The sequence below is a fragment of the Planomicrobium okeanokoites genome (genome assembly GCF_003428875.1).
GTDB classification, from domain to species: domain Bacteria; phylum Bacillota; class Bacilli; order Bacillales_A; family Planococcaceae; genus Planococcus; species Planococcus okeanokoites.
The window spans coordinates 83510-102391 of the sequence record NZ_QQRS01000006.1; the positions used below are offsets into that span (position 1 = coordinate 83510).

18 protein-coding genes are annotated in these 18882 nt (G+C 45.1%); 6 read left to right on the forward strand and 12 right to left on the reverse strand.

The annotated features are described in order from the left end of the window. Positions 1–7: 7 nt before the first annotated feature. Complete coding sequence (locus tag D2910_RS17065) at positions 8–193, forward strand: hypothetical protein (protein WP_084242581.1); 186 nt, start codon at positions 8–10, stop codon at positions 191–193. A 139-nt stretch (positions 194–332) separates the two neighbouring features. Beyond that, positions 333–1217 (forward strand): peptidylprolyl isomerase, encoded by an 885-nt coding sequence (locus D2910_RS13050; RefSeq protein WP_084242582.1) that lies wholly within the window; start codon positions 333–335, stop codon positions 1215–1217. Between the two features lie 65 nt (positions 1218–1282). Here D2910_RS13050 and yhaM read toward each other — a convergent pair whose 3' ends face one another. The 5 genes from yhaM to D2910_RS13075 all read right to left on the reverse strand — a co-directional run bounded on the left by yhaM (position 1283) and on the right by D2910_RS13075 (position 8531). Then, positions 1283–2221, reverse strand: a complete 939-nt coding sequence (yhaM, locus tag D2910_RS13055) for a 3'-5' exoribonuclease YhaM (RefSeq protein ID WP_084242583.1) — start codon at positions 2219–2221, stop codon at positions 1283–1285. Further along, on the reverse strand, positions 2218–5058 hold the full coding sequence (locus D2910_RS13060) for an ATP-binding protein (RefSeq protein WP_165850186.1): 2841 nt from the start codon (positions 5056–5058) through the stop codon (positions 2218–2220). Before D2910_RS13060 ends, yhaM begins: the two co-directional genes overlap by 4 nt. 4 nt (positions 5059–5062) lie before the next feature. Continuing rightward, a complete protein-coding gene (locus D2910_RS13065) occupies positions 5063–6280 on the reverse strand; it encodes a metallophosphoesterase family protein (protein WP_117313764.1) in 1218 nt (405 codons plus the stop codon). 111 nt (positions 6281–6391) lie between these two features. Next, the gene (locus D2910_RS13070) at positions 6392–7639 is read right to left on the reverse strand and encodes an ABC transporter permease (protein ID WP_117313765.1); all 1248 of its coding nucleotides are present in this window, start codon (positions 7637–7639) and stop codon (positions 6392–6394) included. Next, positions 7632–8531: an ABC transporter ATP-binding protein gene (locus tag D2910_RS13075; protein WP_084242587.1), complete on the reverse strand. Its 900-nt coding sequence runs from the start codon at positions 8529–8531 to the stop codon at positions 7632–7634. Before D2910_RS13075 ends, D2910_RS13070 begins: the two co-directional genes overlap by 8 nt. A 133-nt stretch (positions 8532–8664) precedes the next feature. On the opposite strand from D2910_RS13075, the gene D2910_RS13080 reads away from it, so the two are divergent. Beyond that, the gene (locus tag D2910_RS13080) at positions 8665–8850 is read left to right on the forward strand and encodes a YhzD family protein (protein ID WP_084242588.1); all 186 of its coding nucleotides are present in this window, start codon (positions 8665–8667) and stop codon (positions 8848–8850) included. 51 nt (positions 8851–8901) lie between these two features. On the opposite strand, the gene D2910_RS13085 is transcribed toward D2910_RS13080, so the two are convergent. The 3 genes from D2910_RS13085 to D2910_RS13095 form a co-directional block, all read right to left on the reverse strand. After that, positions 8902–9681: an enoyl-CoA hydratase gene (locus D2910_RS13085; RefSeq protein WP_117313766.1), complete on the reverse strand. Its 780-nt coding sequence runs from the start codon at positions 9679–9681 to the stop codon at positions 8902–8904. A gap of 99 nt (positions 9682–9780) precedes the next feature. Next, on the reverse strand, positions 9781–10128 hold the full coding sequence (locus D2910_RS13090; RefSeq protein ID WP_084242590.1) for a YlbF family regulator: 348 nt from the start codon (positions 10126–10128) through the stop codon (positions 9781–9783). A 12-nt stretch (positions 10129–10140) separates the two neighbouring features. Then, positions 10141–11298, reverse strand: a complete 1158-nt coding sequence (locus tag D2910_RS13095) for a DUF445 domain-containing protein (RefSeq protein ID WP_338088700.1) — start codon at positions 11296–11298, stop codon at positions 10141–10143. A gap of 73 nt (positions 11299–11371) precedes the next feature. Between D2910_RS13095 and D2910_RS13100 the strand changes: the two genes are divergently transcribed. Continuing rightward, complete coding sequence (locus tag D2910_RS13100) at positions 11372–11575, forward strand: YheE family protein (RefSeq protein ID WP_084242591.1); 204 nt, start codon at positions 11372–11374, stop codon at positions 11573–11575. Between the two features lie 119 nt (positions 11576–11694). Here D2910_RS13100 and D2910_RS13105 read toward each other — a convergent pair whose 3' ends face one another. Together D2910_RS13105 and D2910_RS13110 are read right to left on the reverse strand one after the other, a co-directional pair. After that, positions 11695–13449, reverse strand: a complete 1755-nt coding sequence (locus D2910_RS13105) for an ABC transporter ATP-binding protein (RefSeq protein WP_117313767.1) — start codon at positions 13447–13449, stop codon at positions 11695–11697. 2 nt (positions 13450–13451) lie between these two features. Next, positions 13452–15188 carry an ABC transporter ATP-binding protein gene (locus D2910_RS13110; RefSeq protein WP_084242594.1) on the reverse strand — a complete coding sequence of 579 codons (1737 nt, stop codon included), beginning with the start codon at positions 15186–15188 and terminating at the stop codon, positions 13452–13454. Positions 15189–15836: 648 nt separating this feature from the next. Here D2910_RS13110 and D2910_RS13115 point away from each other — a divergent pair. Continuing rightward, positions 15837–16358, forward strand: coding sequence for a universal stress protein (locus D2910_RS13115; RefSeq protein ID WP_084242595.1), 522 nt, complete (start codon positions 15837–15839; stop codon positions 16356–16358). A gap of 167 nt (positions 16359–16525) precedes the next feature. Next, positions 16526–16960 (forward strand): arsenate-mycothiol transferase ArsC, encoded by a 435-nt coding sequence (locus tag D2910_RS13120; protein ID WP_084242596.1) that lies wholly within the window; start codon positions 16526–16528, stop codon positions 16958–16960. Positions 16961–16996: 36 nt separating this feature from the next. On the opposite strand, the gene D2910_RS13125 is transcribed toward D2910_RS13120, so the two are convergent. Beyond that, entirely contained in the window at positions 16997–17620 is a 624-nt protein-coding gene (locus tag D2910_RS13125; RefSeq protein WP_117313768.1) for a cyclase family protein, read from the reverse strand. Continuing rightward, complete coding sequence (kynU, locus tag D2910_RS13130; protein WP_117313769.1) at positions 17621–18874, reverse strand: kynureninase; 1254 nt, start codon at positions 18872–18874, stop codon at positions 17621–17623. Positions 18875–18882 lie beyond the last annotated feature (8 nt).

The following is an 18882-nucleotide window of genomic DNA, read 5'->3' on the forward strand; positions in this document are numbered from 1 at the left end:
GAAATTCATGATTATCGCGTTTATAGTTATGTTCTCAGTGTTTTACCTATTCCAAATCAATAGAATGACTTTGGCATTGGTGACATCACGGGAAATTCCAGAAGAAAATCACGAGAAAATATTCCGTACGATTAATATATTGATTACAATTTTATTGGTCTCGCTTTATGTAGGTGTAGAATTTACTCCTTAAGTCTATTTGCCCTTTGGCAGGTAGATTTTTTTTATCCAAAAATAAATACGGATTATCCGGTTAAAGAAACTTTTTTAATTTTTAAACGTTTATGGTATAGTAACTACGGCAACAAGAATGTATGATAGGAGCGGAATTTATGAAAAAAACAGTATTAACTTTATCTTTAGCGGCTTCGGTATTGGCCCTGGCAGCCTGCAGCGACGACAATGCTGACAGCAAAGTCCTAGTGACATCAGAAGTCGGAGACGTCACTAAAGAGGAACTATATCAGGAAATGAAAACTTCAATCGGTGAGCAGGCGATCCAAATTTTGATGATTGAAAAAGTCCTGTCCGAAGAATATGAAGTAACTGACGAAGAAGTTCAGGCTGAAATCGAAAGTTCGAAAGAAGAATACGGCGAAAACTATGAAGCCTTCCTAGAGCAGAACAATCAAACTGAGGAAAGCTATGAAAAAGTGATCCGTTTGAATCTCTTACAGGAAAAAGCTCTGACTGACGGTGTTGAAGTGACTGACGAAGAGATTCAGGCACAATACGAGCGTCAGACAATGGAACTGAACGGACGCCATATTTTAGTTGCTGATGAAGAGACTGCTGCTACAGTCAAAGAGGAACTTGACGGCGGCGCGGACTTTGCTGAATTGGCACAGGAGTATTCGACTGATGGCTCAGCAGCAGAAGGCGGAGATTTAGGGTGGTTTGGAGTCGGCGCTATGGTGCCGGAATTTGAAGAAGCTGCCTATTCGTTGGAAGTTGATGAAATCAGTGAACCTGTACAATCCCAATTCGGATACCATATCATTCAAATCACTGACAAACGCGAAGTAGAAGGCGCTGAACCACTTGAAGGACAGGAAGAGGACATCCGCAGCGAGATTGCTATGCAAAAAGCCGATCAAGCCGCATTGCTTCCGAAAATTGCAGAATTGATGGAACAAGCTAATGTAGAAATCAAGGACGAAGAACTTGAAGGCGCATTGGACGAAATCATGAATGCAGGAGCACCTGCTGAAGAATAAGTTTTATACAGAAAACCCCCATTTCAAATTGAAATGGGGGTTTATTCTTGCTGATTTTCCTTGTATTATATTTTCGGTTTGTAGAATGAGCGGTTTTCCAATGGGAAAAGCCTTTCGGAGAATTCGCCGGGTTTTGTTTTTTCGAGTGCCCGGTCCAGCATCATCATTTTCGCGTCGATATTGTCGATATAATGAAGCATCTCCGCTTCTTTGATCATCGGACGTTTAGGGCTTCCCCACTCTTCTTTGCCGTGGTGGGACAGAACCATGTGCTGGAGAAGCATCACTTCTTCCCCTTCAATTTCCAGCTCTTCGGCAGTTTTTGAAATCTCCGTCACCATGATTGAGATATGGCCTAATAGATTGCCTTCCACCGTATAGGTTGTAGCAATAGGTCCGGATAATTCGAATACTTTGCCGATATCATGCAGGATGATCCCTGCATAAAGCAGATCCTTATTTAAGGTCGGATAGATGCCGAGCAACGCTTTTCCTAAACGCAGCATGGAAACTACATGATCCGCCAAGCCTGACACGTAATCATGGTGATTGCGGGTTGCTGCCGGAAAAGTCAATACACTTTGCTGGTGTTTTTTCAGGATATGACGTGTAATCCGCTGAATCTGTGGGTTTTCCATTTCGAACAGGTATTGCATGATTTCTTCAAAAAGCTGTTCTGTGCTTTTTTCGGAAGCCGGCAGTAAATCCCCAATCGACTGGTTTTCTTCCGGTTTTGCCGGTCGGATACTCTTTATCCGCAACTGATTCTTTCCACGATAGTTATGGATTTCTCCCCCTACCCGCACAATCGTTTCAGCGGCAAAAAGTTTTTCGTGTTCATCTTTGGTATCCCATAATTTTGCTTCGATATCCCCGCTTTTATCCTGTAAAACCAGTGACATGAAAGGATTGCCCGTTGTGGTCACCCCTTTTACCGATTGCTTGATCAAAAGGAATTCATCTATTGTTTCGCCAACAGCCCGCTGGGTAATGCCTTTTTTCATAAATACACACTCCTTCCAGTGTTGGCCACATCGATTACCTGCGCTTCAGGCCAAGCCTGGCACATATCTTCGTGGCAAGTAAAATAAATGAACTGATGATCCGTCTGCAGCTCTTTTATCAAGTTTATCACTTGCTGCAGCCGCAGGCGATCAAAATGGACAAATGGATCATCCATGATAATTGGGAAAGGGTGGCTCTTCTGCATGGACACAGCCAGACTGAGGCGCAACGCCAGATATGCCTGTTCTTTCGTAGCCTGACTCAATTCCGATATGCGAAAACGAATATTGTCTTTTCTGACTGCTTCAAAATGTCCGTCAGGATGAATTTCCATCGCTATATAGGAATTTCCGGTCAAACGCCCAAAATACTCACAGGCTTTGGAAAGAACGGCTGGCAGCGATTTTTCTTTCAGCTCAGCCATTGTACTGCGAATAGCCTCAATAATCGCTTTGTCCACTGACCACCGAAAAGCAAGCTTGTTGAATTCCGCTTTTTTCTCTTCATATTTCTGCAATTTCAATTCATAATCCTGATTCGTCAGCAAGTGGTTCACTTTTTGCTGAAGCTCAGCTCTTTCATTCAGAATCTGATTGCGTTCCTTTCTTATTTCAGAAAGCTCCCGTTCCAGTTCATTCATGTGTTCTTTTAATGAATTCCCTGTCTCACCTTCCTCAGGTTCGGCCGCTCCAATCGCCCGCCATTGGCTGCTGACGAGTCCAAATTCCTGCTCCAGCTCTTTCTTATGCAGCCACTCAAGATGAAACTGGTAAAACTGTTCCATATTTGCGGCTCCACTCTCCTTAAGAAGCTCATCTTTCTCCTTCTCAAGCTCCTGCAAATAACCTGCTTGCCTCTCAACGTCTTCTTTCAAAGCTTCCCTTTTTTCACTGTGCCTCTGGTTTCTGTCATTCACTTCATTGAATTTTTTTGACTCTGCCCGGAGAACAGTGTACATCTCTCCTGCTTGAACGTTTTTGCCTGTTGCGGCAGCTGCTGCTCTTATCCAATCCGCCTTCTCGATTTCGGCGTTCTTTAAAAACTCTTCAATTCTTTGCAGCTTACTGTGAAGCTCCTGTACTTTTCTGACTGTTTGAAAGAGCTCGATGACAATAGAAGAACTCGCAGAAGATGTAATTCCGATATTTTCGATAAAAGCAGTGAATTCCTTTTTAGCAGGCTGTACATCCCTGTTTGTGGTAAGTTCCTCGATTTTCTGATCAGCCTTTGAGATTATACGCAAAGTTTCTTCAACTTTTCGGTCATGCTCCGCTATTCTATGCTGCAGCGATTCCATTTCGGCTTCTTTGCCACTGAAACGCTTAATGACTTCTTCAAGATCCTCATCCATTGAAACTGGTTTTTGACGTGTTTTCATAAACAGCATTACTCCGGCTGCAACTGCCGCAAAAGCGATAATCGCAACCAGGATATTATCGCTCAAAAAGCCGGCCAGAACTCCGGCTGCGCCAATTGCAGCGAGTATCAAGGGGAAGAGCTGATTCGCCGGTTCCGCGCCAAGCCTTTTCATGGCTTTCGCTTCTGCCAGCTTAAGCGCATTTTCAGGCCATTTTGCCGCTGTCTCCACCTGTTCCGGAGTCGGAGCAATGCTTTCGAGATAAGACATCTCTTTTTCAGCTTCAATCAGTTTCTGTTTTTCCTCTTGAAGATCCCGTTCACGGAATCGGCTGTTCTCTTCTTCCCTATCCGCTTCTACCGCTAAATTCCGCAGCTTTTCTTCATTTATCAAGGAAGTGTCGAATGTCAGCGCCTCATTTAAAGCCATGCCGGCCAAACCAAGCTGCCCGCCAAGTTCATATTTCAACTTTTCAGCTTCTTCTTCCATATTCCTATATTGTGATAAAAATCTCAGCCACTGCGATTCCTTTTCAAGCATTTCTGCCAGTGCGTCACCGCTTGTTCCAGCAGTTTCAATTTCAGGTAATGCTGCTAATTCTTTTTCAGCTTGCTTCATTTTTGCTGAGGCATCGGATATCCTTTCAGACAAACGGTCCATGCGTCTGCTGCCATCCGCTGGAAAAAAGTCGATCGACAACGATGCCAGCTGCTCTTCCAACTGTCTTTTCCGTTCTGCTATCGGAGCCGCCTGCTGGCGTTTGGTGATAATGGACAGCAATTCTGAAATGGAATTTTCCCGCTCCATCAGTCCCTTCAGGCTGCTGTCCAATCCATCCATCCGTTCCACAAAAGGGCCGTATAAATCCGCCTGCCCGCGGTGTTCCTTCAATTCCCGCTCATCGTTCCGGAGCTGCTCGATCAATAGGTTCATCCGGGGATTGCGGCCCCCTTTCTTGAACAGCTCGCCCATATCCTTTTCAAGTTCCGATTCCATCTTTGTAATAGAATCGACTCCTGTTGTACCTGACGCGAGCAGTGTACGGCTCAATTGCTCTTCTGTCATTTTATCCAGCCCCTGCAGTTCATGGATGGAAAATGAAAAAATCGCATCGAATGAAGCCCGGTCATAATCACGTAAAATCTTTTTCAATTCGGTTTCCGCCCCCCGGGAACCATCTTCGAAATAGACCGTTACATCTCCAGCCGCTTTGCCTTTTACGCGTTCAACTATCACTTTTCCATACTGTGAATCATTCAAATAGAGCTGCCCGCCATATTTCCCTCCCGCTTTTGGTTCATAACGGCTTTCCGCCTGGTTGCGAGATGGAAATCCGAAAAGAATCTGAATGATGAATTGCTGAATCGTGGTTTTGCCTGCTTCATTATTGCCATAGAAGACGGCTAACTCCTCATTGACATCCAATGCAAGATTTTCGTGCTTGCCGAATCCGTAGATCATCAATTTCTCGATTTTCATTTCTTCATTCACCCGCTCTCATGGCTTTATGGATTTTGGGTATGGCTTCGTTTGCAATTTCTTTTATCAGTTCATCCGTTAAGGGATTCAGGTATCTGCTTGCTTTTGGATGCTGATAAAGATCTTTCAGCACCCATTTCCAGTCGCTTTGCTGCCATTCACTCATTGTTGTGGAGATTTTCTCACCGATAGCGGAAACACGGGTTTCACCCCAATCTTCACCAACAACGATACCAGTGATCCAGGCATCAGCTGTACTGGATTCAAGTGATTCCTGAATTGCCTCCAATAATGCTTCTTCCGGAATCCCTTCTAAAAGTTCACCTGCATATTCATCTACATCTTTCAGGTGAAGTACAGCCATAACAGCATTATTCTCATTTATGTATCTTTCAGCAACTGCTGTACAGGCATCAATCAATTCATTCATGTGCATCATTTCCTTGCAGGACACTTCGAGCGTTTCGAAACAGACAGCGGATGTCCGGATAAACTGCAGGCTGGTCTCTCCATTACTTATACACACATCATAGAATCCTTTTGGACCGGTTTCTTTCCGATGCCTTCCCTGTATATTTCCCGGATAGACGATGCAGGGATCCGAATGGAGAATTTGGCGAAGATGGATATGGCCGAGCGCCCAATAATCATAATTTTTGCTGAGCAGCTGTTCTTTTCTGAATGGCGCATATACCGCATGGCTGGAATCACCGTCCATACTGCCGTGCAGCATGCCGATATGATAGGCGGACGTTTCATCAGCTTGTGGAAACTCAAGGATTCTCGCTTCTTTTACATGACGCTCCCCATAACTGAAACCCGTGACGGTCACCTTATTCCCGGAAATTATTAAACTGTGGCTGCTGACTTCGTCATTAAATACATGCACATTAGCGGGCAAGTCAAAACGCTTCCAACCGCCCCCAAGATGATCATGGTTGCCGTGGCTGATGACCACAGGGATTCCCGCTTCGTTTAATCGTTCCATTCCTTTTTGGAATTTATACTGCGCGCGAAGCGTCCGATCTTCTCCATCATAAATATCACCGGCAATCAGCATGAAATCGGGCTTTTCTTTCAATGTGTAATCTATCAGCGTGTCAAAGGCCACATAAACACTATCTGCCAATCTTTTCCGCTGCGCTGAAGCAAGACCTGAGACGCCGGTGAACGGACTGCCCAAATGCAAATCTGCTGTGTGTATAAAACGGACTTGTGCCATACTTTCCCCTCTTTTCCGAAAGCGAATATTTGTTCTAATTTTACCATGCCCACCTTATAAAAAAAACTGTTTGCGGAAATCTATCCGCAAACAGCTTCATGCTTCAATTCCTTATTTTTTATTGCCCAGACGAATCGCTTTACCTATATCCTTCAAGGACTGTGAGGAACCATACATCAATACGCCTCCCCGATAAACGCGGGCACCGAACCAGCCGAGCACCCCGATGGTCAGGAGCATGATGGCGATGGATAACAACGGTTCCCAAAGGGGTATATCCAGCATACCTACGCGCAGGAACATGACAAGCGGCGCAAAGAATGGGATGAATGAGGAGATGGTGACATAACTCGCTTCCGGCATGCCGATCCCTGAAAATGCGATGAATGATGAAATGATTATCAGGAACATCATCGGCAGCATCAATTGCTGCACATCTTCGGTCCTGCTGACAAGCGAGCCGAGCAAAGCTGCAAGAACAGCGTAAAGGAAATAGCCCAGCAGGAAAAACAGGACAGCAAACAGGAACGTGCTAATCTTGATATCAGAGAATCCCATGACGCTGAAAAATCCTTCCGCCATATCAGAACCGGAAGTTTGGAAAGCAAAATAGCCGGCGATTCCAAATATCAGCATCTGCACAATTCCAAGAGTTCCGATTCCGGCAATTTTCGCAAACATATGCTTGACCGGCGACACACTGGAAATCAGTATTTCCATCACACGTGAAGATTTTTCGTTCGCCACTTCCATAGCGATCATATTCGGATAGTAAATGACTGCAACATAAATGAGCAGGATCAAAACATAGACAAGCCCTCTGGCCTGGCTCAGCTCTTCTTCTGTTTTCGAACTGTCGGAAACTGCTTCCCTCTCAAATTGAGCCGGCATGAACAGTTCCCCCACTTCGGCACCGCTTAGGCCAAGTCTTTCGGCTGTCTGGGCTGTCTGAATCGCCTGGACAGCGTTTTCCACATCAGAACCCGCTCCGATTTCATTTGCCGATTCAGAGACGTAACGGGCTGTTAAGGTATCGCCTTCTTCAATTATCAGGTACGATTCGATTGTGCCTTCGGTGATGCCTTGCCGCAATTCCTCTTCTGACATTTCAGTCGGCATCGCTTGGATATCACTGTCAGTCTGTTCGAACTGTGCCTGCAATTGGGGAACCAGCTCACCGCTTTCATCGATTACGTGCAGAACCTGGCCATCTTCATCGCCCCCAAAGGATTCGATGATATTCGGCAGATTTGCCAGAAGGAAAAAAGCAGCTGCCACGATGATGGTCGTTATGATGAACGATTTGGTCCGTGCTTTTGTCATAAAAGCCTGTTTAAAAATGATCCAAAAACTATGCATATGCTTTGCCCACCTTTGCAATAAAGATCTCTTCGAGCGAAGGCTCTTCAATGGAGAAATGGCGCAGCTGCCCCAGCTTCATCGCTTCCGCGAGTATCAGATCCGCGGTGGATTCGTCTGTTACCTGGAGGATTGCACCATCGATGGTGCCTGTATATTTTTCAACGCCAGGCAATTGGCTGAGTGCTGTTAATTCCTTATCCATTTTAAGGCGTATATTGTGTTTGCCGAAATTCCGCTTCACTTCTCTGATAGACCCGCCGACCACGACTTTTCCGTGGTCAAGAATGCTCATATCGTCACATAATTCTTCGACGTGATCCATCCGGTGACTCGAAAACACAATGGTTGCTCCTTGTTTTTGAACATCCAATATAGCGCTTTTCAGCATTCCGACATTCACAGGGTCAAGTCCGGAGAATGGTTCATCCAAAATGATCAACGAGGGTTTATGTACCAATGAAGCGATCAATTGGATCTTTTGCTGATTGCCTTTTGACAGCTCTTCCACTTTTTTGCCCGCGTAATGAGGAACTTCAAAACGTTCAAGCCAAGCGGCTGTCTCCTTTTTTGCATCCACTTTTGACATTTTGCGCAGCTGTGCCAGATAGATCAATTGATCTTCCACTTTCATTTTTGGATAGAGTCCCCTTTCTTCCGGCAAATAACCGATAAAAGGGCTTGAATCATAAGTGATCGGTTTACCATTCCAGGTGACTTGGCCGTGAGTCGGATCTAATAATCCCAGTATCATTCGGAAAGTAGTCGTCTTGCCTGCGCCGTTAGCCCCCAGAAAGCCATGCATCTGGCCTTCTTCGACACTTAATGACAAATTGTCGACTGCAGTGAAGTCACCGAACTTTTTTGTTGCTTGTTCAACAGACAATGCCATTTTAAATCCTCCTTTTAATATGTATAGTATCTATACGGCATTTGTCCGGAAATGTTTCAAATAATTGCACGACATTTCCCCTAAAACCCTTTATACTGAAACTGAATAGTGATTCAGAAAGGATTGATATACAATGAGAACTTATAAACTAACCGCATTCGAACAGACCGGCAAATTGATAACCGAAGAAACTTTCACAGCTGAAAACGATGACCTGGCTAAAGAAAAAGGCAGAGAGATCCTTAAGGAAAAAGAACTTGAAGATCAGACCCATCGCCTCGCTTCGCCTGCTGGCAAACTATTGTTATTCCATTCTTGAAACGAATGCAAAAGGTGTCCCGTCATTGTGACGGGACACCTTTTCTTTAACTTACTGACCTTTGAATTCAGGTTTGCGTTTTTGGACAAAAGCCTGAATTCCTTCCATATGATCTTTCGTTTTGCGCATCGCCGATTGTGCGGATGCTTCCATTTCCAACACCTGTTCAAGTTCTTTCAGTTTTAACGTATGAAGGATATTTTTCGAAGCAAGTCTTGAAAGAACAGGCGAACTTAAAACTTCGTTAGCATAATTGTCCGCGTGCTCCATGGCGCGCCCTTCTGCCGTCACTTCTTCGATCAGGCCTTTAGCAAGCGCATCATGGGCTTTCAATGTTTGACCTGCCCAGATGATTTCCTTCGCTTTCGGCACACCGACACGTTCTTTCATGAAGAAATGCCCACCGCCATCCGGAACGAGTCCGATGCCGATGAAGTTCATCGCCAATTTGCTGTTCTCTTCAGCAATAACATGATCGCACGCCAGCGCCATCGAGAACCCGAGTCCTGCTGAAGCACCATGGACTATGGCTATCGTTACTTGTGGAAGCGTATAAAGCGCTTTCGCAAGCCTGCTGACATCCTTCATGACCAATTCGATATCCATCGGATTGTCCGGATCCATCATCTCCTTGATATCGCCACCGGCAGAAAATGCACGGCCTTCCCCGTAAATTTTTACAACCTGGAGTGTATGTTCGTTCTGGAGCGATTCAAAGCAGTCCGCCAGTTCCTTCATCATCTGCCCGTTCATCGCATTCATTGAATTCGGGCGGTTCAATACTACATGGCCAACGCGGCCTTGTTTTTCCAATCGGATTGTTTCAAACATAGAAAAAAGACACCCTTTCATAAAAATGAATTGTCATTCATCTTTACTTATTCGGTGTCTTTTTCCAAATCCCTCTATTTTAGATGAGGGAATTTTTAATTACATGCTTTCATACAAAGATTGTACAGGTTTGATCAATACGCGGTTAACTTCCTCGATCATTTGGCTAAGGCCCATTTCAGCTTCAAGCATCGCAAGAATTTTCTCGTTTTGCTGTGCAGCCTGAGCTGTAGTTTGCGCACCCATCATTTCTTCTTCAGTGATTTCTTCGCCTTGCTGCTGTTTCTGCTGCAACGAAATCTGAAGATCGCGGAAGCTCTTGAATAATTCATTAGCCTCATCGTCTGATTTCACGTTTTCCACAGCTGCTTCAAGTTTCTGAAATTCCTCTGTCGAACGGAAAGTGCTTTCCAATTTGTTGATGTCGTCATAAATGTTAACTGCCATTATGATTCTCCTCTACAATATATTCAGTACCGAGACTAACACTCCCTGGAGAATACCAACAGCTCCCCCGATAAATGCGCCAAGCACTGTGATCATCTTGAACTCTCTCCGTGAAATCCCCAGAACCAATTCTTCCAGACGGCTCAGCGGCAGAGAATCCACTTGCTCTTTCACCATACTTTCAATGTTGATCTTGTGTATGGTCTCTTCCAATTTTTGCTCCCCTTGCTCGAAAATGAAATCGGTGACAAGCGGAGTAAAGTTTTCACTTGTCCATTCTAACCCTCCCGGCCAGGACTGTGCAAGTGTCGTGTTTAAGCGTCCTTCCACATTCGCGGTTTCGCGTACATATTGTTTCACTGCTTCAAGGGCCGGATTAAAGTCAAATTCACTCAGCAAGGCATCGGCGCGGCGATCCTGCAATTTATCCCACTCTGCGTATGCGATGGAGACCAGTAATTCAAATGTTTTCGGCGAATTAAGGAATTTTATGATTTCCGGTTGGATCCGGTCCACTAAGGGACGGGATTCGCCGAGTATCGAATGCAGCATATTGCCGATCCTGCCACGGGAAGCCAAAAATTCATCAAGCAGGGTTTTGATGGCGCGTCTTCCTTCAATCGATTCGAAGTAATCGGAACCTCTGTCAATGCCGTATTTCACCGACTGGATCATTTTCACTTCGGCTTCGTCTTTCCAGGCTTCCGGCATCAATTCACGGATTGTCTTGCCATCGATATAAGAAAGAAGTGAATCGTATTGCCTTTCCACCAATCTGTCGATTTTCCGCTCGATTTTCATCTCCACATTTTTTTGACCGGCTGCATCCAGCCAATTTTTAAACGTTTTCGGAGATTCAAATACATGCTTGGCTAGTTGCCGCTGAATCCATTTTTCTGTCTTCATTCGCATTTCTTCATTGAAAAAACGCTTTTTGAATGTTTCCGGCGTCAGGAGATGCTCCACCACAGTGCGTCCGAGCTGGGTCGAAAGTTCATCCCGTCTTTTGGGTATGAGACCGGGCGTGAACGGGATACGGAAATTGCCGATGTATTTTGCTTCATATGGCCAAAAAAGCATCTTAATGGCAATATGGTTGGTGACGCCACCGATGAGCGCACCGATGAACGCCATGAAAATCAATGTAAGAAGGATATTCAAATTCGTCACTCATTTCTTTTTCATCTTTGTCAATCCTGTTTCCTGCCTTTATAATGAATGCAAGAGACAAAGGGGGATCTTTATGCTGCAGCATTTTAAATTTACACCGATGTTCGAGAATCACCAATTGCCTGGCTGGAACATCTCATTTTTTTATAAGAATGAACGCATTACAGGAGAATACCATCCCGATGGGACCATCACTTGGAGAAACAAACAGCCTGAGGATGAAGAGGCCGTCAAAAAGATGATCCATGAGCTCATGCTCTTTCATGTATATGATTAAAGCGCTGGAAGGTTCCAGCGCTTTTTTTCATCCGTTTCTTCATTATAAAGTAAAGCGTTGCAAATTTAATAGTAATAGCATTTCAGGTACAGCAGCGAATAAAAAAAGGGAATGTCCCCTTACCCAATTTTCTGGGCAGAAGACATTCCTGATTGGATCTGATACATCTGGTAATAGGTGCCGCCGAGTTTCATCAGTTCATCGTGTGAACCGGACTCTGCAATTTCACCGCGGTCGAGCACCAGGATGCGATCCGCATTCTTAATAGTAGATAATCTGTGCGCAATGATGAAAGTGGTTCTTCCTTTTTTCAGCACTTCCATCGCATGCTGGATTATTTCTTCGGTTTCGGTATCGATGTTCGACGTGGCTTCGTCCAGTATCAAAATGGCTGGGTCAAAAGCTAAAGCGCGCGCGAAAGATACCAATTGGCGCTGGCCGGAAGACAGCGTGCTCCCTTTTTCAACAACAGGTTCATCAATGCCATTCGGCAAATGCTTCAGCACCCGTTCACCGCCGACTTCTTCCAATGCTTTGATGGCGCGTTCGCGGGTGATTTTCTTATCGCCGAGCGTTATGTTCGACTCGATTGTGCCAGAGAACAAATATGGATCCTGCAAGACGATTCCCATATGTTCACGGACAGCCTGCCTTGACATATCATTGATGTTGACGCCGTCAATCGTAATGCTGCCTTTGGAAACATCGTAAAAACGGAACAGCAGGTTCATGATGGAACTTTTACCGGATCCGGTGTGTCCGACGAGCGCAACTGTTTCCCCCTGCTTCGCTTCAAAGGTCAAATCCTTCAATACGTACTCTTCTTCTTTGTAAGCGAACCAGACATCCTCAAAGCGGACATTGCCGCGGTATCTTGCAATCTTCTCATCACTGACATTTTCCCCGCTGCGGTCTAGCAGGCGGAACACCCGCTCAGCAGCCACCAATGCCTGTTCCAATTTCGCAAACTGGTTGACGATTCCGCTGATCGGATTGAAAAGGCGGATGATGTAATCGACGAATGCATAAAGTACGCCTACCGTTACAACTTCGTTGCCTGACATTGTCGCTCCACCGAAATACCAGATGAAGGCGATAAAAACCATCGAACGCAAAACGCCGACCATATTATGTGAGGCGGCGGCTTCCAAAATCAGCAATTTCTGCTGAAATTTGAAATGCACATTGTTCATGCTCTCGAATTCCTCTTTCATCTGCTTCTCGCGTCTGAAGGCCTGAATGATCGTCATGCCTTGAATCGACTCATTGATCATCGCATTCATGTCACTGACCTTCTCACGGACCACGTGATTGTATTTCGCCGCATATTTCCGGTATACCAGCATCCACACGTATAACAGCGGCACGATGACAAAGGTGATCAGCGCCATGCGCCAGTCAAGGTAGAACAAGGCTGCGTAGATACCAGCCATATACATGAAGCTTGTCGCAAACTGCGACAGCACCGTGACAAATAATTCACGGATGGCTTCCGTATCGTTCGTTATCCTTGCGACAACTTTGCCCGCCGGCAGGTTATCAAAGTAACGGATCGGCAATCTTTGCACGTGCTCAAAAACATCATTACGCATTTTCCGGATGATTTTATTGGCGCCTTTCTGCAACAGGATATATTGCAGATAGCGGAATACAGCAGTGACGATTCCGAGTACAAAGAATAACGCCAATAGGTAAGCAATCGGCTCAAAATCGATCGCTTCACCGGAAGTTGCAATGTGATTGTCTATTATTTCTTTGGCAATAAGCGGTGTCGCTAAGTCAGCAGCAACCGCAATGGCCAGAAATATAAGGCCGACAATCAATATCCCTTTAAAATTCAAAGCATATTTTAATAATCTTTTTCCTGTAGTCATTCCTACACCTCCTCAATCTGCTGACGGAGGAATTGTTCGTTATACCATCCATTTTTCTTCAGCAAATCTTCATGCGTTCCTTCTTCGATGACGACTCCGTCATCCAGGACAACTATCCAATCAGCATGCTGCACCGCCGACAAGCGGTGAGTGGTGATTATAGTTGTTTTTCCGGAACGTTCCTGTTGGATATTTTCGATGATCCGTGCTTCTGTCTTCGCATCCACAGCTGACAGCGAATCATCAAGTATCAAAATTTCAGGATTTTTGATCAGCGCTCTCGCGATTGAAATCCGCTGTTTCTGGCCCCCTGATAATGCAACCCCTTTTTCCCCCACTAATGTATCCAGGCCGTTTGGCAGCATTTCAAGATCTTTCGTGAAGTGGGAAAGGCGAATCGCTTCCGCAATGTCTTCTTCGGTCGCATCCGACTTACCGAACAGGATATTCGCCCGGATCGTTCTTGAAAACAGGACATGATCCTGTGGTACATATCCGATCCAGCCTCTCAGCTGATCTTTCGTCAGATCCTGAAGTTCGATTCCATTCAGCAGGATCGAACCTTCACCTGCCGGATATTCCCGCATCAATTGTTTCACAAAGGTCGTTTTGCCGCTTCCCGTCTTGCCGACGATTCCAAGCGTCTGCCCGCTGTTCATCGACAAGTTGATTCCTTGCAGATTGATGGAGCTTGACTGCGGATAGGTGAAACTGAAATCACGGAAACCGATGTTTTCCGGTTTATCCGCATATGCCGGTTTCGCCGGATCGACAACATCCTCCTCGTAATCCAATGTTTCATTTACGCGGTCCAATGAAGCATTGCCCCGTTGCAGGATGTTGATCAATTCGCCGATAGCGAACATCGGCCAGACAATCATACCGAGGTATACATTGAATGCCACCAGGTCACCGAGAGTCATGACACCTTCCGCCACAAGAAATGCACCGTAGCCGAGGCCGATCATATAACTGATTGCTGTCAGCACTTTGGTTACTGGTGCAAACAGCGCATCAATCCTTTCGACCGCCATATTCTTTTCATAGACGTCATCCGTCATTTCAGCAAACTGCCGCTCTGAAGCACGTTCCTGCACGTAAGCGCGCACGACCCGGACTCCGCCGACTGACTCGAGAACACTGTCATTCATATCACCGAACGCATCTTGCGCCAATGTATAGCGTTCATGGATTTTGCGTCCGAGAATCTGCACGACGATCGCCAGGATCGGCAGCGGGATCAATGCCAATAAAGTCAGTTCCCACGACACCAGGATTCCCATCGCGACGATGATGGTCCCCATATACAGTGTAGAATCGACAAGGGTCAGTATCCCGAATCCGGCGGTTTCTGATATAGCCCGTAAATCATTTGTGGAACGTGCCATCAAATCGCCTGTCCGGTTCTTTTCAAAAAACGTCGGCGTCATTTTCAGGAAATGCCCCATCAGACTTGAACGGAGCTGGCGCTCGATTACATAAGCACCGCCAAACAATTGATATTGCCAGACAAAGTTGATCAGATAGGCAAGTATCATTGCAACCGCCAATACGATAATGTATTGCCATAGAAGTTCTGCTGTCAGTTCATTCTGGGCAATCGAGTCGATTGCTACCCCGATCAGCCAAGGCGGTATGATTTCCAGCACATTGGCAATCAGCAATAAGCCGACTGCGATTGTGTAGCGGATCCAATTTTCTTTAAAAAACCATTTTAATTTCCATAAAACATCAAACATCTGCAATTCCTTCTTTCGTTTCCGATTTCAGCTAGTCTCCTTCAAGCGCTTCCTTCGTCATAATTTTTCTTTGTTGGATTTTTTCCATTTTTATATTCTCCTTTGTTTTTTATTTGGCAACTGTTCCCCAGTGCCTATTATTTAAACAGCAAATGCTGGTTAAAAACGTTTCGGAACCATAAAAAAGCGCATGCCAATTTTTCTCGGCATGCGCTCAGGAAAATGGACAGGTGCTCAGACCTGTCCTGAAACTTCTAGTCACGAAATAAATTCAAAGACAAAAAACAGGATGGCCTGACATAGATATGAAATTGGACTCAGTGTTTACAAATACTTTTTTCATCGTCAAAACCTCCATTCCTTCAAATTTGATAGTTCAAGCCTACCACTGCCTTTTTTGAATTGTCAACATTATTTTTAAAAAATAGAATATTCATTATCTATATTAGTTGAATTAATGATTTTTAATAATCATTGTTCTGCAATACAGCTGGGCTTTCCAAACCCATGCTCCTGCATCGCTTCGCTGGCTTCGTCGCAAAGACTTGCCCTCGCAAGCTTCGGTCAAGGCTTGGCAAACGAATGTTTTCATTGTCAGCCAGGAGGGTACTTTCATAGTAAGAGTAAAACTTAGCGGGGTGAAAGCATATGTATAAAAAATTGGCGGTAGCATACGATGGTTCGGATGGCAGCAAAATGGCCTTTGACAAAGCATTGGAACTGAAACAGGATTTTCCTGATCTTCAATTATCGATCATCTATGTCAATGAAGAAACTGAGGAAGGCATCGGTTTCATGAGTGCGGGAGATGCTTCGGCACCTGTCACATCCTCGAATGTCGACAGCACCTATGCCCAGTTCATGCCTTACGGAATTGGTGAGAATGGCGGCAGCCGTGTACCAAGAGACCCTATGGAGCGGCCATCCGAATTTTCCAAGCATATGCATAATTCGATTCAGCAGCAATTGGATGAGAAAAACATAGAAGCAAATGTTCTGGCTTTGGAAGGAAACGCTTCTAAGACCATCCCTGCCTTCATTGATGAACAAAAAATCGATTTGCTGGTTGTGGGCAACAGCGGAAAATCAGGTATGCAAAAGTTCTTCGTAGGATCGGTCAGCAAGAAGTTATTGAAAGAAGCATCCTGTTCAGTTCTTGTAGTTAAATAATGGTTGATGAACACTTGGGTCGCCGAATTATGGGGCTTTATAGATTTTTGACCCACATGATATTTTCGTGCTATTTCTGTCACAAATATATTAGTTTACTTCAAACCGAAATGGGTAAACATTACTAAGTATAGAAAACTCGAAACAAAGGAAGAAGGAGAACAGCCATGTCTAAGCAAACTGTCTACTTTCTGTCTTCACACCAGCACCGTGGACTGATGGCTGAGATATGGGCAAATCGCCTCGGACTTCCTGATTGGGAAATTCGGAGCGCCGCTTGGAGTCAGCCTTCAATCAGCGAGACTCCAATGGAAATCATGAAGGAAATCATTCTCGATCTGCCAGAGGTTGAACCGAGATCCTATAATCACGATGAAGTCAGCGGAGCGGATTTGATAATCGCGATGCATGACGGTGAGTTGGAACAAGATGATATACCTGCAGATTTGCCCGCTCAAAAATTGCTGCGATGGGATATCCGCAATCCCGAACTGCGGTCATTGGATGAAACAGAACAATGGGCTCTGTATCAGGAAATATGTGATGAAATCGCCATGAACATAAAAAATATGGAAAATTATTTCCGTTCAGACTATATGTAAAAACCTTCACCCGATAATCAGGTGAAGGTTTATTTTTTATTTATAGAGAACTGCTCGCACCGGACTTCCTTCAGCGCCTTTGATCTTCAACGGCAATGCCGCTAACTGATAGACGCCTGCATCGATATTATCCAGCACGATCCCTTCAAGAATATATCTTTCATTTATATTCATAGCCTGGTGCATCGGTAACTCTTTACTGGTTTCCTGATCGACAGATGGCACGTCAACGCCAAGCAGACGAATTCCTTTTTCCTTCATCCAACCGGCAATCGATTCATCGAATACTGGCCAAGATTCTGGAAAATTCGTGCGGTCTACCCACCTGCACGATTTCAATAAAACAGTCGTCACCCCTTCAGCAGGTTGAGGCAGATCGTTGCTGCTGATCTCCTTCAATCCCTGCACATCAATGACCTGTGCTGTGCTTAAGTATATCTCAAGCGGCATCTCCTCTATCGTCAAACCATTGTCATCATAATGGAACGGGGCGTCGATATGAGTGCCCATATGTGTGCTCGTTTTGAATTGTCCGACATTGACAGAACCGCTCTGCTCTTTGGTAACTGACAGCGAATACTCGAACGGTCGGTCTCCCGGCCATTCCGGGGTTTTTGTATTCAGTTCCATGGAAATATCAAAAATCTCTTTTGTTTTCATTTACGCCACCACATTTCTTTCATTGCTGTAATTCTTATAGAGTTCTTCAGCCATGATTTTTTTCAGGATCATTACGGTGCGTTCAACATCTTCAAACGACGTATATAACGCGACAGGCGCCAGTCGAATAATATTCGGAGCACGAAAATCCGGCACGACGCCTTCATCTTTCAGCGCTTTGCAGATTCTGGCAGCTTCAGGATGCGACAGCGCAATATGCCCACCGCGTTCATCATCCGGCCGCGGTGTTACTTCATCAAGTTCCGGGACATTCACAGCAAGCCGGTCACGAAGCAAGGAAGTCAGTTGAAGAGACTTATCACGTACAAGGGCAATGTCGGCTTCTTCAAAGATTTCAATGCTGCCAAGCAGTGGCGCCATACTGAAAATATTCGGCGTACCGATCTGATAGGCCCCTGCACCTTCCGCTTTGCTGAATTGGTGATCCATGTCGAATTGCTTTGTTTTGTCTGAGCCGAACCATCCTGCGTTGCCAGGCAATAGATGATGGTGCCGCTCGTGAATATAAAGTCCACCTGTTCCGCCAGGACCTGAATTCATATACTTATAATGGCACCAGACCGCAAAATCCACATCATCTTCATGAAGCTCATGCGGCAAAGCTCCAATGGAGTGCGCTAAATCGAAGCCAACCAGAATCCCTTTTTCGTGTGCCGCTTCTGTTATTTGCTTGATCGCCAATAATTGGCCGCTGCGGTAAAGCACAGAAGGCAGCAGCACAATGGCAACATCCTCTGTAAGTTGTTCCATTATATCTTCCAGTTCCAATGTATAACCGTTTCGGCTTCTGACCTTTCTCATGTATTGTTCGGGGTCAAGGCCGCGTAAACGAAGATGGCTTTCCACTGCATAAATATCAGATGGAAAATTCAGTTCGTCGACAAGAATAACCGCTCTTTCTGCTGTCGGTAGAAAAAGAGTCGATAACATCTGGTGGATATTCGAGGTGATGGAACCTGTCACCATCACTTCATTCGCTTTCGCACCCACAAAAGGAGCAATGCGGGAACTCATATCCTCCGCCAGTGTAAACCACGGGTTATCTCCTTCGGTCCATCCATCGATCCCGAAACTTTTCCAGCTGTCCATCAAACTCAGCAATTTTGCTTCTGCCCGTTTCGACATCAAGCCGAGTGAATTTCCGTCCATATAGATTTGTCCGTCTTCCATATAAAATTCATCTTTGAAATTTTTCAGCAAATCCTGCTCATCCAATTGTTTGACGGTCACCATTGTCATCT